This is a genomic window from Rhizobium sp. NLR8a, assembly GCF_019685235.1.
Classification (GTDB): Bacteria; Pseudomonadota; Alphaproteobacteria; order Rhizobiales; family Rhizobiaceae; genus Rhizobium.
The window spans coordinates 14,847-28,548 of the sequence record NZ_JABDWI010000026.1 but is presented as its reverse complement, the minus strand read 5'-3'; the positions used below and the strand labels follow the sequence as shown (position 1 = coordinate 28,548).

The window sequence follows — 13,702 nt, the reverse complement described above, 5'->3', positions numbered from 1 at the left end:
CAGGCTACGCCTGACATCGCTCCCGGGCATAACGTCCGGAATGAAATATCGCGGGGTGGAGCAGCCCGGTAGCTCGTCAGGCTCATAACCTGAAGGCCGCAGGTTCAAATCCTGCCCCCGCAACCAATCTTCCCAAAAAGCCCGCCTCGTGCGGGCTTTTTGTTTGGTAACAGCTCGAGAATTTGACGCCTCATCTGCGGCCCGCAAGAAGGCAAAGTCGACGCAGCCCGGACGAAAAATTCCTGAATAATTCTTCCGAACCGACACTATACCATCCTCTAAAGCCCGCAAAATAGCGGGCTTTTTGCGTTTCTGCGAGACAGGAGCGGTAGTCCCCCAAGTTGCCATCGATTTTCAAGTGATGACGAGATAGTTGCTAAAAGGATAATATTCTAATATACCTAGCTCAGGCGCACCTTATATTTTCGTAGTAGCAAGCAACGTCCGTCCATCCGGCGGCGCCTATTATCCTATTCAGCGAGCAGTTCGATTTCATGAAGTAGATAAGATTTATAGGGGGGAATCATGCGAAAATGGGGATCTTCTCTACTGACGTCTCCGCATGGGAGGCGTCGTATTCTATCGGCAATCTCCGCGTTGCCCGCGTTCTGCGCGCTGCTGTTTTTAGCCGGGGTTGCGTCCTCGCAAGCGCCGACCGACGAACAGCGTGACGCGATCAGGGCAGAGTGCCGCTCCGATTTCATCGCGAAATGCTCGGGGGTGACGCCGGGAGGAATCGAGGCGCTCACCTGCCTCCAGCAGCATAGCGCCACACTTTCAGCCGGCTGCCAGAAAGCGGTTTCGGCGGTGAACGTCAAACCCAAATCGACATCCGCGGAGCCAACGCCGGCGCCAGCGACCGGCGCGCCGCCGCACCAGCCGACTGAGGCGCAGCGGAATGCCCTCAAATCGGCCTGCCAGCGCGATTTCATGGCGCAATGTTCCGGCGTCACTCCGGGAGGTGCGGCGGCTCTCAGCTGTCTGCAACAACATAACGCCGCTCTATCGATGCCATGTCAGCAAGCCGTCGCCGCATTGGGGGGATCGGCGGCACCGACAACCAACGATGCGGCTGCCACCGGTGCGATCACCCCGGCCCCACGAGCAATGATGCCGGCCTTGTCGCCGCGAGAGGAAGTGATGATCCTGCGGGAAACCTGCGGCGCGGACTTCCGCGCCTTGTGCCGCATGGTCCCTCTAGGCGGAGGGCGGGGCATCGCCTGCCTGCGCGACAATCTAGAGCGCGTATCGCCGGAGTGCCACCGCGTGCTCACTTCGGGATTGTAGCGCCCGTTCGACGCTTGATCTCATAAAGAGGTCGTCGCGCCCCGGCGAGAAATTCGGTGCGCGACCCCACGAAGACCGGCAAGCACGCGTTGCCTGCCGGCTGCATGGCATCTCTCACATTTCAAGTCCGGCTGCGGAATATCCATCAGCGGCCATCTGCAATTTGATGAAATCAATGACGACACGAACGAAAGGCATTGCCATGTCATCGACTTTCCCTTTTCCGCTATTGAAGCGGATGCTTATCTATGCGTCGGTTTCTGCCGGTTTGGTGCTGCCGACGAGCGCTTGGGCGGATGATGCAAAAGAGCTGCTCAAGAAGATGTCCGATTTTCTGACGGCGCAGAAGACGATCTCCTTTACATATCAATCATCGCTCGAAGCGGTGACGCCTGCCTTTGAGAAGCTCCAGTTCGTGAGCTCGGGGATCGTGAACCTGACCCGTCCCGATAAGTTGCGCGTGACGAGGACCGGCGGCTTCGCGGATATCGACGTCAGTTTCGATGGTTCGTCGCTGACGGTACACGGCAAGAATCTCGACGCCTATGCGAAGATCGATGGCAAGGGTTCGCTCGATGATCTTATCGACCGCCTGATGACAGCGGGTATCGAAGCGCCGGGCGCCGATCTTTTATCCTCCAACGTCTACGGCGAGCTCATGTCCGATGTGACGGAGGCCAAGCATATTTCCAGTGCTTTCGTGGATGGCGTCGAATGCGAATATCTGGCCTTCCGAACGCCTGAGATCGACTGGCAGATCTGGATACAGACCGGCGCGCAGCCCATCCCGCGCCGTTACGTCATCACCAGCAAGCACGTCGTCCAGGCGCCGCAATACATGCTCGAAATCAGCGATTTCAAGAGTGGAGCAGATGTCGCGGCCGTTTCCTACAACATCGAGATTCCCGGCAGTGCCAAGACGGTCGATCTCAGCGAGCTGCAATCGCTCGATGAGCTTCCAGCGGCTGCCGATGCGGGAGAAGCGAAATGACCTATAACAAGCTGCTGTTCATTCTCGGCTTGGCCGGTGTCCTGACATTTACCGACCTTCGCGTCGAGGGCCAAGGTTCCATGGCGCTGTCGATCGGGTTCGCCACGCCGGCGGGCGCCGTCATCGGCAGGCCGTTGACGCCGCTCTCTTATGCGGGCGTTGCCCGCAGAACGACGCGGCGGGTCGTGACGCGGACGGCGACGACCATCGCCGTGCTTCCGGCAGGCTGTCTCTACGGTGCCTATTATGGCGGCTATTATTATCGGTGCGGGTCGTCCTATTACGCCAAGAGCGGGAGCGTTTATGTACAGGTGATCGTGCAATAACTGCCGCGATTGCTTTACCCGACGTTCGATATCTCCGTTTCCGTCACCCTCGCGGCCGCGTTTACGGTGGCTCCGCGCCGCTTCCAATATTCCTCGAGGCGCTGCAGCAGCACGTAGAAGGAAGGAACGAAGAGCACGGCGAGGCAGGTCGAGGCGATCATGCCGCTGAAGACCGATATGCCGATCGACTTGCGGGCCGATGCGCCGGCGCCCGTCGCCAGCACAAGCGGCAGGACACCGAGGATAAAGGCGAAGGACGTCATCAGGATCGGCCGGAAACGCAGCCGGGCGGCCTCGACGGCCGCTTCCAGGATTTCCATGCCTTCCGCCCGTTTTTCACGCGCATATTCGACGATGAGGATGGCATTCTTGGCCGCCAGCGCAATCAGCAGGATCAGGCCGATCTGGGTATAGAGATTGTTGGCCACGCCTGCTGCCGTCAGTGCCGCCACCGTGCCGAGCAGGGCGAGCGGCACGGCAAGTATGACTGCCAGCGGCAGGATCCAGCTTTCATATTGGCCGGCGAGCACGAAATAGACGAGCAGCATGGCGAGCGCGAAGATGAAGTAGATCTGCCCGCCCACGGCTTTTTCCTGATAGGAGAGCGCGGTCCATTCGAAGCCGGCTCCGGGCGGCAATGTATGGTCGGCGATCTGCTCCATGACCTCGAGCGACTGCCCGGAACTGAAGCCGGCGGCCGGTCCGCCGACGATGGTGGCGGTGGGATAAAGATTGTAGAGGCTGATCAGCGAGGGGCCTTCTGTCGTCGTGACATTGATCACCGTGCCGAGCGGCACCATCGTCCCGTCGCCGGCCTTGACCTTCAGATTGCGGATATCGTCGGGGCTGACGCGGAAATCGGAGGCGGCTTGCGCATAGACCTGGAAGGTGCGGCCGAATTTGTTGAACTGGGTGACATAGCTCGATCCGACATAGCCGGAGAGTGCCGAGAAAACCTGCCCCACGGTAATTCCCAGCGTCTCCGCCTTGATGCGATCGACGGAGACCGCAAGCTGCGGCACGTTCGAGCGAAACGGCGTGCTCAGCCTTTGCAGCGATGACTGGGCATTGCCGTTCTTCACGATCGTATCGGCAAGCGATTGCAGCAGCGGATAGTCGTAGACGCCGTTGCGGAGTTCGACCTGCATGGTAAAGCCGTTGGCATTGCCGATGCCCTGTATCGGAGGCGGTACGACCACCAGCGTTTTGGCGGTCAGCACATGCTGCAGCGCGTCGTTCAGATGCTGATAGATCGACAGCAGGTCCTGCCCTTTCTCCTTGCCGCGCTCGTCCCAATCCTTGAGAATGACATAGGCGACGCCGGCATTCTGCAGGCTGGCACTGTTGTCGAGAACCGAAAGGCCGCTGATGGTCAGCACCTGATCGACGCCAGGGGCGGCCTCGGCGATCTTGCCGACCTCTTCCATGACGGCATCGGTCCGCTCTTTCGAGGCGCCATCGGGCAATTGCGCACTGATCAGCACATAGCCCTGATCCTCGATCGGCAGGAATGCCGTCGGCAGGCGCGTGAGCCCCCAGACGGCGACGCCGATCAGCACGAGTGCTGCGATCGCCATGATGCCGCTGTGACGGGTCATCGCTCCGACCAATCCGGCATAGTGGCGTTCGCCCCAGTCATAGCCCCGATTGAAGCCGCGATAGAAGACGTTGCGTTTCTCGGGCGGCACCGGTGCTCGCAGCCAAAGAGCGCATTGCGTCGGTTTCAGCGTCACGGCATTGACGGCGCTGATCAATGCGGTGGCGGCGATGACCAGCGCGAACTGCCGATAGAGCTGCCCGGTCAGGCCGGGCAGGAAGGCTGCCGGAATGAAAACGGCCATCAGCACCAGCGTGATGCCGATCACGGGGCCGAGCAACTCCTCCATCGCTTTCTCTGCCGCCTTGCGGCCCGACATGCCGGCCTCGATGTGCCGGGCGACACCTTCGACGATGACGATGGCATCATCGACGACGATGCCGATCGCCAGAACGATGGCAAACAGCGTCGACAGATTGACCGTGAAGCCCAAGGCCGCCATGGCCGCGAAGGCGCCGATGATGGTGACGGGAACGGTGGTCGCCGGCACGAGCATGGCCCGCCAATCCTGCAGGAAAACCAGAATGACGATGAGAACGAGCACGCCCGCCTCGATCAAGGTGACGTAAACCTCGTCGATGGAGGCCTTGACGAATTTCGTCGTATCGAACGGCAGATGATATTCGAGGCCCGGCGGGAAATTCTTCGAGAGCTCCGCCATCTTCGCATTCACCGCCTGCTCCACGGCAATGGCGTTGGCTTCCGGCAGCTGGAAAATGCCGATGCCGGCCGCCGGCCGGCCGTTTTGCGTGAAGGACTGGCTGTAGGTCTGGGCGCCGAGTTCGACGCGGCCGATATCGCGCACACGCGTGATGCGGCCGCCCTGTCCGCTTTCGACCTTGACGACGATGTTCTCGTAGTCGGCCGCTTCGTTCAGCCGGCCGTTGACATTCAGCGTGTATTGGAAGACCTGCCCTTTCGGCACCGGCGGAATGCCGATCTGGCCGGCGGTGACCTCCTGGCTCTGCTGCTGCACGACATTGACGACATCCTGCGGCGTCAGGCCGCGTGCCTGCAGCAGGTTCGGATCCATCCAGATCCGCATGGCATATTGGCCGGCGCCGAACACCGTCACGTTGCCGACGCCAGGCAGGCGGGCAAGTTCGTTCTGCAGATTGATGACGGCGTAATTCGACAGGAACAGGCTGTCATAGCGGCTGTCGGGCGAGGCCAGGCTGACGAAGCCGAGGATGGCGGTCGATTTCTTCTGCGTCGTCACGCCTTGAAGCTGCACCGCTTCGGGAAGCGATGACATTGCGATCGCGACCCGGTTCTGCACCAGAACCTGCGCCTGATCCGGATCCGTTCCGATGGCAAAGGTCACGATCAGCGAATAGGTGCCGTCGCTGGCGCTGGTCGACTGCATGTACAGCATGTCCTGCACGCCGTTGACCTGCAGCTCGATCGGCAGCGCCACGGTGTCGACGAGGGTCTGTGCGCTGGCGCCGGGAAAGCGGGTCGTCACCTGCACCGTCGGCGGGACGACATTTGGATACTGCGCCACTGGCAGCTGGAACAGGGCAACCGCGCCGACCAAAACGAACACCAATGCCAGCACGTTGGCAAGCACCGGACGCTCGATGAAAAAACGCGAGATCATGCTGTTGTCCTCAGACGTTCAGATGAAGCGTGACGGCGAATTCATTGCGTGGTGGTGTCGGCCTTGGCATCGCCAGCGGCGTTGGCCGTCGGGTTCATTTCCATCTTCTCGGGGCTGACCTTGCTGCCGGGTATGGCCAGTTGAACTCCCTGGGTCACCACCCAGTCAGCCGGATCGAGGCCGGATTGGATGACCCGGAGCGCGCCCTCACGCTGCCCGATCTTGACCTGCTTCTGCTCGATGACATCGTCCTTCCCGAGAACCAGTACGTAGGTGCCAAGCTGGTTCGTTCCGATCGTGTCGTCGCGCACCAGTAGAGCCTTGTCATCGTGGCCGACCGGCACCCGAACTCTGACGAAGAGGCCGGGCAGCATGGCGTGGTCCTTGTTGTCGAACAGCGCGCGCACCTGAAGCGTGCCTGTGGAGGCATCGAGTTGAGGCGACACGTAGTCGAGATGTCCCTTGTGCGGATAGCCTTCCTCGGTCTGCAGACCGATCTCCGCGGGGATGCTTGGAAGGTCCGTCTGCCTGAAAGTATGTCCTTGCTTTGCCAGGGTTTCCTTGATCATCAACACCTGCGTTTCGCTGACGTTGAAATAGGCATAAAGCGGATCGGTCTGGACGATGCTGGCGAGTTTGGTGGGGCCGGACACGCCGACCAGCGTGCCGATGTCGACGAGGTGATTGGTGACGATGCCATCGAAGGGAGCGAGCACCTCCGTGTAGCCGAGGTTGATCGTCGCCAGATCGACATTGGCCTGGGCGTTGAGAATGGCGGCATTCGCCTCGTCGAGAGTTGCCTTGGCACTGTCGACCGCGGTCTGGGTGGTGACCTGTTGCTTCGACAGATTGAGCTGACGGTCATATTCCAGCTTCGCGCCGACCTGCGAGGCTTGTTGTGAGGCGAGTGACGCCTTCGCCTGATCCAGTTGCGCCTGATAAGTGTCGCGTTCGATGCCGAAAAGCTTGGTACCCTTCTTCACCATCATGCCGTCCTGGTAATCGATGGATTGGATATAGCCCTGGACACGCGCCTCGATATCGACGGCGTTGAGCGGCGCCGTATTGCCGGTGAGCTCGAAATAAAGCGTGACCGGTTGCTGGACGGGCTGTGCGACCCGAACCACGGCAGGTGGAGGAGGAACATAAGTGTTCCCGCTTTCCTCACAGCCGACGAAAAGCGCCAAGCCGGCAAGTGTCAGAAAAAATCGCAGACCCTGATGCAATCCCCCACGCATTGCCGCCGCCTCGACATGTCAAGAGCCCAGTTTTCGCTGCGTGCCTCGATGGCGGCCCCCACCGGCCTGCCGAAGGTTCAAGGCATGCGATATTATGTCGCGGCATTGCTAAAAATTGCAATAGTCCTTGATGCACAATTGAACTGCTTCGCAGTGTCGAAGGAGCAGTGTGAAGGTCTGCCAGTCCCATCGGAGATCGTAAGCCGGCTACGGTTTACCCAGCCGTTCGAGGGCGGACTGCAACGGTGCGTCGGAAACGCGGACCAGGCCGATGTAAGGATTGGCCATGTCCGAAACCAGGAAGACGGCGCCGGCGACGGATAAGGCGCAGACGAAGAGAATGGACAGCACTGTGGGATTCGGCGGTGCCTGGAGTCCGAAGGTCGTGAAAAGCAGCGAGAGCCAACAGACGAGAACGGCAAGGAAGGCCCAGGGCAGGCCCTCGCTGCCGGATTCGACCAGCAGCCAGTGGGTTTCGGCCACCGTGCCGCTCACATCGAGAGCGCGCGCCTGGAGGGAATGATGCATGGCATCGCGCGGCGACAGCGATCGAAGGTCGCCTTGAACCGCCTCAATGTCCTGGTATTCCCCGGGCGCTTTGCGCGATGGCTCGTCGGTGGTCTCGGCACTCCAGCCGCGGCTCAGCCGCCTCTCGATCAGCTGGCGCAGTAACTGGCGGGCATGATCGGTCTCCGGGCCGTATTGCGCCATGACGCGGTCCAGCAGCAGAACCCGCGCAGCCGCCGTCCTCATCTCGACTTCGGCATCGTCATAGCTCGATTTGGCGGATGCGATCAGCAGACCGAGGGCCAAGGCCGACAGCGTTCCGACCACCGCGGTTGCGAGCCTGATGGCATCCTTGGATTCCGGGCTGAGATGATGATCCGGCAAGCGGCCGCGCACCATCATTCCCATCGATGTTGCCGCCGACAGAAAGACAAATACAATCCCGCCAAGCAACAGTGAGCTCAACTCCGGTCTCCATATAATCTTGACGATCCTGCAAGCTGCGATGCTTGCAAGCTCTATACAAGAAATGCGGTCATCATAGCGGAGGACCGACGGAGCGTGGAACTCTTTACTTCTCTGTTCTCGGGCGGAGATCACTGCTGGAAGATGAGAAGCACGTAAGCCAGGAAAAGCACCAGATGAACGGCACCCTGCATGAGATGAGTGCGACCGCTGGCGAAGGTAATGATGCTGACGGCAAGGGTGAGCAGGAGCATCACCAGATCGCTGTGTTCCAGCCCAAGGGTGACCGGGTGTCCGTAAAGACGGCTGACCACGAGCATCGCGGGTACGGTCAGCCCGATCGTCGACAGGACTGAACCCAGAAAGATATTGACCGCGCGCTGAAGATTATCGGCGATGGATGCGCGCACGGCGCTGATCGCCTCGGGCGTCGCGACAAGGATGGCCATGACAACGCCGCCGAAGGCGGTCGGCGCGTGCAGGGTTTCGATGATGTAATCGATCGGCCGCGCAAGCTGTTCGACCAGAAAGACCACCGGACCCATGTAGGCGAAGAGCAGAACGGCATGCGGCCAGACTGGCCGGTGCGGAAGGGCGTGTTCGCCTGGATGTGCGTGGCGATTGGCGTCGGTCGTGAAATAATCCTGATGGCGGCCAGCCTGGAGAAACAGGAATGTGGCGTAAAGGCCGACCGAGACGATGCCCAGTATCAATTGCCGCGGCGCCGATGGATGCTGGCCGTCCGGGCCGGCAAGAAATGTGGGCATGACGAGGCTGAGCGTCGCCAGTGGCACGATGACGCCGAGATAGGCGTTGGCGCCCTGGAGATTATGCTGTTGTTCCGGCCGCCGCCAGGCGCCCAGCAGCAATGACAGGCCGACCATGCCATTAAGGATGATCATGACGACCGCAAACAGGGTGTCGCGCGCAAGCGTGGGATTGTTCTCGCCGTGAATCATGACGGCGGAGATCGCCATGACTTCGATCGAGGTTATGGCGAGCGTCAGAATGAGCGTGCCGTACGGCTCCTTCAGCCGCTCGGCCAGATGATCCGCATGCCGGACGACAGACAGGGCGGAGCCGAGAACGACCGCAAACAGCCATCCGAAAACCACGGCGAACCAAAGCGGATCGGGAAGCCGACGGAAGAGCTGCTCCGGAAAGGCGAGAAATATCAGGCTGGTTGCGATGCTGACGCCGAGGAACCATTCCTCGCGCAGACCGGTCTCGCCGACGGTGCGCAGTGCGGGCCTGTCAGTCATCAAGACCGCCGCAATTCCGCAAATTCCGCCGCAATGCGATCATCAACACCATGGTCCCGCCCGCTGTCCTGCCCGCCACATAAAAGGAATCGAACGAGGCCGTCCAAAAACCAGACAGCCCAACCTTCATGCGGAAAGCCATTTCGCCTTTGTCATTGAAACAAGCTCGACCCAAGCCCGGCCCTTGTCGCCATCCAGAATACAAAAGGACCGTACCTCACGCCAGATGCCACGTGATCGAGGCGCAGACGCTGCAAGCCAGGCAGGACTTTGTTATTCGCGGCCGGTCGCCGGGATCGCAGCGCCGGTGACGACGGCTGCGGCGGGCGAGATCAGGAAGGCGATGAGCCGGGCGATCGACTGCGGCGATACCCAGGCGTGCGTTTTTGCATTGGGCATGGCAGCCCGATTCTCGGGGGTATCGATCGTGCCTGGCAGAATGCAGTTGGCGGTGATGCGGTCGTCGCGGCATTCGGCGGCAAGCGCTTCCGTCAGCCGGATGACGGCAGCTTTCGAGGCTGCATAGGCGGCCTGGTTAGGACCGGCCTTCAGGCCGGGCATCGCAGCGACGTGTACGATGCGGCCGTAGCCTGCCGCCTTCATCGTCGGGAGAACCGCCGCGCTGATCGTCAGCGCGGTGCGGGCGTTTGCCGTCATCATGGTATCCCATTGCGCGGGGGCTTCCGGCCCGACCGGGCCCATCTGAAACCCGCCCACGGTGTTGACCAGAGCGCCTACGCCGCCGAAGCGCTTGACGGCTCGGGCGACGGCGGCGGCGCAGGAAGCGTAATCGGTGAGCTCCGTTCCGGCGATCGAGAGAAACTCGGCGGACGCAGGAAGCTCGCCGGCCAAAGCTTCCAGCTCCTGGCTCGAACGGTTCATGCAGACGAGTTTTACGCCGGCGCCGGCAAGCTCCCGGACAACGGCGCTGCCGAGGTTGCCGCCGGCTCCCGTGACGATCACGGCTTTCTGGTCGTTCATGGCAAGCGATCTCCTGACGGTGCCGGTGCTGGACGCCGCGCATTGTTGGTCCAGGCTGCGCCGCAACGCAACCCCTGCGCAGCCGCGCCAGTCAGGTATCTTGAGAATGCGGGCGGAGCTGAAAGCTCCGCCCGACATCATCCCGGTCTCGTCTACTAACCTTCAGTGATACTTTTCCCGTTCGCGGCCGAGGATGACCGGCGCATCCAACCCAGAGATCGGGCGGGTGACATCTGCCGGGATGTCACCGGTGAGCTGCAGGTCCAGGTAGCGAGCGCAGCAGACGCGCAGGAAGGATGTGAAGTTTCCGAGATCATGGCCGGCATCGATCGATTCATGGTGCAGCCGAGTAATCAGCTGCACGACGTTCATTCCGTCGCGCCGGGCAATCTCCTCAAGCTTCGACCAAAAGAAGTTCTCCAGCCTGACGCTGGTGACCATGCCATCGATGCGCAACGACCGGGTGGTGCTTTCCCATAGCCGCGCATCCGCCTTGATGAAGAGTTCACACATGTCGCCCTCCCGGCGCCGCCTCGTCAGGCGGCGTTGGTTTCAGGTAATGACGAGGCATCGAGCACGGCCATGAACTGCCGCAGCCAGGAGGGATGCGCCGGCCAGGCCGGCGCCGTGACCAGGTTGCCGTCCGAGACCGCATCGGTGATGGAAATATCGGCGTAAATGCCGCCGGCAAGTTCGACTTCCGGCCGACAGGCCGGATAGGCCGAGCAGGTGCGGCCCTTCAACACGCCGGCGGCGGCAAGCAGCTGCGCGCCGTGGCATATGGCGGCCACAGGCTTTCCGGCATCGAAGAAGTGCCGGACCAATTGGATGACGTCGGCATTGAGGCGAAGATATTCCGGCGCGCGGCCGCCTGGGATGACCAGGGCATCGTAATCCTCCGCCCGAACGCTGTCGAAAGTGGCGTTCAGTGCGAAATTATGGCCCCGTTTTTCCGAGTAGGTCTGATCGCCCTCGAAATCATGAATGGCGGTGGCGACGGTCTCACCCGCGTTCTTGCCCGGGCAGACGGCATCGACCGTATAGCCGCAGGCGAGCAGCGTTTGAAACGGCACCATCGTTTCATAATCTTCGGTGAAGTCACCCGTGATCATCAGGATCTTAGAAGCTGGCATCGCATCCTCCTTGGAAACCAACAGACGAAGATTAACAAAGACCGCCCAGCAGCAGGTACTATGGGAATACTACAGGCGAAATTCTCGGCCGGAACCAGGTGAGCATCGCGACGGGAGCGTTCTCGGATCCCTTTCCGGATGTAAAACGGTTGCGTCCATCAAGCGGCAGATATCAAACCGTCCTGACCGTCGCATCCGGGACGGCACAGGCCTCGCCGCCGCCGAAGAGACGGGAACGGGTGAGGAAGCGTTTCTCGCGCCCGTTGTCGAGCGAGAACATGCCGCCGCGGCCCGGCACGACGTCGATGATAAGCTGCGTATGTTTCCATGCCTCGAACTGGCTTGCGCTGATATAGACCGGCACGCCGCCGATCTCGCCGAGCTTGACGTCGCTGTCGCCGACCATGAATTCATTGGCAGGATAACACATCGGCGAAGAGCCATCGCAGCAGCCGCCGGACTGGTGGAAGAGGATATCGGGATGATCCCGCTTGATTTCCGCGATCAGATCGAGGGCCGCATCGGTGGCGAGAACACGCGGTTCGCCGTTGACGGTCGTTTCCATGGTTCTTCCTCCAAGGTCTCGGTTCCCCTGCCCACAAGGGCCCTTGTGGGGAGGGGTTAGGGAGGGGCTTTGACACTCCCTCCCATCATTCAGAAAGCTTCTCAGAAGAAACCCAGTGCCTTCGGGCTGTAGCTGACCAGCATGTTTTTGGTCTGCTGGTAATGCTCGAGCATCATCTTGTGGGTTTCGCGACCGATGCCGGATTGCTTGTAGCCGCCGAAGGCGGCATGGGCGGGGTAGGCATGGTAGCAGTTGGTCCAGACGCGGCCGGCCTGGATCTCGCGGCCGAACCGGTAGCAGCGATTAGCATCGCGGCTCCAGACGCCGGCGCCAAGACCGTAGAGCGTGTCGTTGGCAATTTCCAGCGCCTCCTTCTCGGTCTTGAAGGTCGCGACCGACACCACCGGCCCGAAGATCTCTTCCTGGAACACACGCATCTTATTGTGGCCCTTAAAGATCGTCGGCTTGACGTAATAGCCGTTCGCCAGTTCGCCGCCGAGATCATTGCGCGAGCCACCGGCCAGAACCTGGGCGCCTTCCTGCTTGCCGATGTCGAGATAGGCGAGGATCTTCTCAAGCTGCTCCGTCGATGCCTGGGCGCCGATCATCGTTTCCGGATCGAGCGGGTTGCCCTGTTTGATCGCCTCGACGCGTTTGACGGCTTTTTCCATGAAGCGGTCGTAGATCGATTCCTGCACGAGGGCGCGGCTCGGGCAGGTGCAGACTTCACCCTGGTTGAGGGCGAACATTGCAAAGCCTTCGAGCGCCTTGTCGAGGAAGTCGTCATCCTCGGCCATCACATCGGCGAAGAAGATGTTCGGCGATTTGCCGCCGAGCTCCAGCGTCACAGGAATGAGGTTCTGGCTGGCATATTGCATGATCAGCCGGCCGGTCGTCGTTTCGCCGGTAAAGGCGATCTTGGCGATGCGGGGGCTGGTCGCCAGCGGCTTGCCGGCCTCGATGCCGAAGCCGTTGACGATATTGAGCACGCCGGGCGGCAGCAGGTCGCCGACGAGTTCCGCCCAGAGCAGGATCGAAGCGGGGGTCTGTTCGGCCGGCTTCAGCACGACGCAGTTGCCGGCGGCAAGTGCCGGCGCCAGCTTCCAGGTCGCCATCAGGATCGGGAAGTTCCACGGAATGATCTGGCCGACAACGCCGAGCGGCTCGTGGAAGTGATAGGCGATGGTGTCGTGGTCGATCTCGCCGATCGAACCTTCCTGGGCGCGGATGCAGGAGGCGAAGTAGCGGAAGTGGTCGATGGCCAGCGGAATGTCGGCCGCCATGGTTTCGCGGATCGGCTTGCCGTTGTCCCAGGTTTCGGCCTGGGCGAGCAGTTCCAGCTTGTCCTCCATCCGCTGGGCGATCTTCATGAGGATATTGGAGCGCTCGGAAGCCGAAGTCCGGCCCCATTTTTCCTTGGCCGCGTGGGCCGCATCCAGCGCGAGATTGATGTCCTTTTCATCGGAGCGCGGGATGTCGCAGAGTTTTCCGCCTGTGACCGGCGTCACGTTTTCAAAGTATCTGCCTTCGACCGGCTCGCGCCATTCGCCGCCGATATAGTTGCCGTATTTCAGCTTGAACGGCGATTCCACGATTTTCTGATGAAGCATGTCATCCTCCCTTGATGATCCAGGTTCCAATCGAACCAGTGGGAGCAAAATGTGCGCGTTTTGCCGAAGGGAACAGGGTGGAGGATCAATACCGCAGCGCACACTGTCGCAGACATGCGACAGGGTCGCGTTTTGATTGC

General features: G+C 61.0%; 12 protein-coding genes and 1 tRNA gene. 4 read left to right on the top strand and 9 right to left on the bottom strand.

Features of this window, described 5'->3' with window-relative positions; genetic code table 11:
* Positions 1 to 49: 49 nt before the first annotated feature.
* The 4 genes from HJC04_RS31315 to HJC04_RS31300 all read left to right on the top strand — a co-directional run bounded on the left by HJC04_RS31315 (position 50) and on the right by HJC04_RS31300 (position 2,604).
* Positions 50 to 126, top strand: a tRNA-Met gene (locus tag HJC04_RS31315).
* 399 nt (positions 127 to 525) lie between these two features.
* Positions 526 to 1,287 carry a cysteine rich repeat-containing protein gene (locus HJC04_RS32015; protein ID WP_247241699.1) on the top strand — a complete coding sequence of 254 codons (762 nt, stop codon included), beginning with the start codon at positions 526 to 528 and terminating at the stop codon, positions 1,285 to 1,287.
* Between the two features lie 202 nt (positions 1,288 to 1,489).
* Positions 1,490 to 2,278 carry a DUF2092 domain-containing protein gene (locus HJC04_RS31305; protein ID WP_210629703.1) on the top strand — a complete coding sequence of 263 codons (789 nt, stop codon included), beginning with the start codon at positions 1,490 to 1,492 and terminating at the stop codon, positions 2,276 to 2,278.
* Entirely contained in the window at positions 2,275 to 2,604 is a 330-nt protein-coding gene (locus HJC04_RS31300; RefSeq protein WP_210629704.1) for a hypothetical protein, read from the top strand. The genes HJC04_RS31305 and HJC04_RS31300 overlap by 4 nt, the downstream gene beginning before the upstream one ends.
* Before the next feature lie 14 nt (positions 2,605 to 2,618).
* On the opposite strand, the gene HJC04_RS31295 is transcribed toward HJC04_RS31300, so the two are convergent.
* From HJC04_RS31295 to adh, 9 genes are all read right to left on the bottom strand, one after another.
* Positions 2,619 to 5,801 (bottom strand): efflux RND transporter permease subunit, encoded by a 3,183-nt coding sequence (locus HJC04_RS31295; RefSeq protein WP_210629705.1) that lies wholly within the window; start codon positions 5,799 to 5,801, stop codon positions 2,619 to 2,621.
* Positions 5,802 to 5,842: 41 nt separating this feature from the next.
* Positions 5,843 to 7,039 (bottom strand): efflux RND transporter periplasmic adaptor subunit, encoded by a 1,197-nt coding sequence (locus HJC04_RS31290; RefSeq protein WP_221147813.1) that lies wholly within the window; start codon positions 7,037 to 7,039, stop codon positions 5,843 to 5,845.
* Between the two features lie 207 nt (positions 7,040 to 7,246).
* Positions 7,247 to 8,011 (bottom strand): DUF4239 domain-containing protein, encoded by a 765-nt coding sequence (locus HJC04_RS31285; protein ID WP_221147812.1) that lies wholly within the window; start codon positions 8,009 to 8,011, stop codon positions 7,247 to 7,249.
* 131 nt (positions 8,012 to 8,142) lie between these two features.
* Complete coding sequence (locus HJC04_RS31280; RefSeq protein WP_210629708.1) at positions 8,143 to 9,273, bottom strand: calcium:proton antiporter; 1,131 nt, start codon at positions 9,271 to 9,273, stop codon at positions 8,143 to 8,145.
* A gap of 273 nt (positions 9,274 to 9,546) precedes the next feature.
* Positions 9,547 to 10,254: an SDR family NAD(P)-dependent oxidoreductase gene (locus HJC04_RS31275; RefSeq protein WP_210629709.1), complete on the bottom strand. Its 708-nt coding sequence runs from the start codon at positions 10,252 to 10,254 to the stop codon at positions 9,547 to 9,549.
* 162 nt (positions 10,255 to 10,416) lie between these two features.
* Entirely contained in the window at positions 10,417 to 10,767 is a 351-nt protein-coding gene (locus HJC04_RS31270) for a ribbon-helix-helix domain-containing protein (RefSeq protein ID WP_210629710.1), read from the bottom strand.
* Between the two features lie 23 nt (positions 10,768 to 10,790).
* Positions 10,791 to 11,387 carry a DJ-1/PfpI family protein gene (locus HJC04_RS31265; RefSeq protein WP_221147811.1) on the bottom strand — a complete coding sequence of 199 codons (597 nt, stop codon included), beginning with the start codon at positions 11,385 to 11,387 and terminating at the stop codon, positions 10,791 to 10,793.
* A 172-nt stretch (positions 11,388 to 11,559) separates the two neighbouring features.
* On the bottom strand, positions 11,560 to 11,952 hold the full coding sequence (locus tag HJC04_RS31260) for a DUF779 domain-containing protein (RefSeq protein ID WP_004677349.1): 393 nt from the start codon (positions 11,950 to 11,952) through the stop codon (positions 11,560 to 11,562).
* 101 nt (positions 11,953 to 12,053) lie between these two features.
* The gene (gene adh, locus HJC04_RS31255; protein ID WP_210629712.1) at positions 12,054 to 13,562 is read right to left on the bottom strand and encodes an aldehyde dehydrogenase; all 1,509 of its coding nucleotides are present in this window, start codon (positions 13,560 to 13,562) and stop codon (positions 12,054 to 12,056) included.
* Between the last annotated feature and the right edge of the window lie 140 nt (positions 13,563 to 13,702).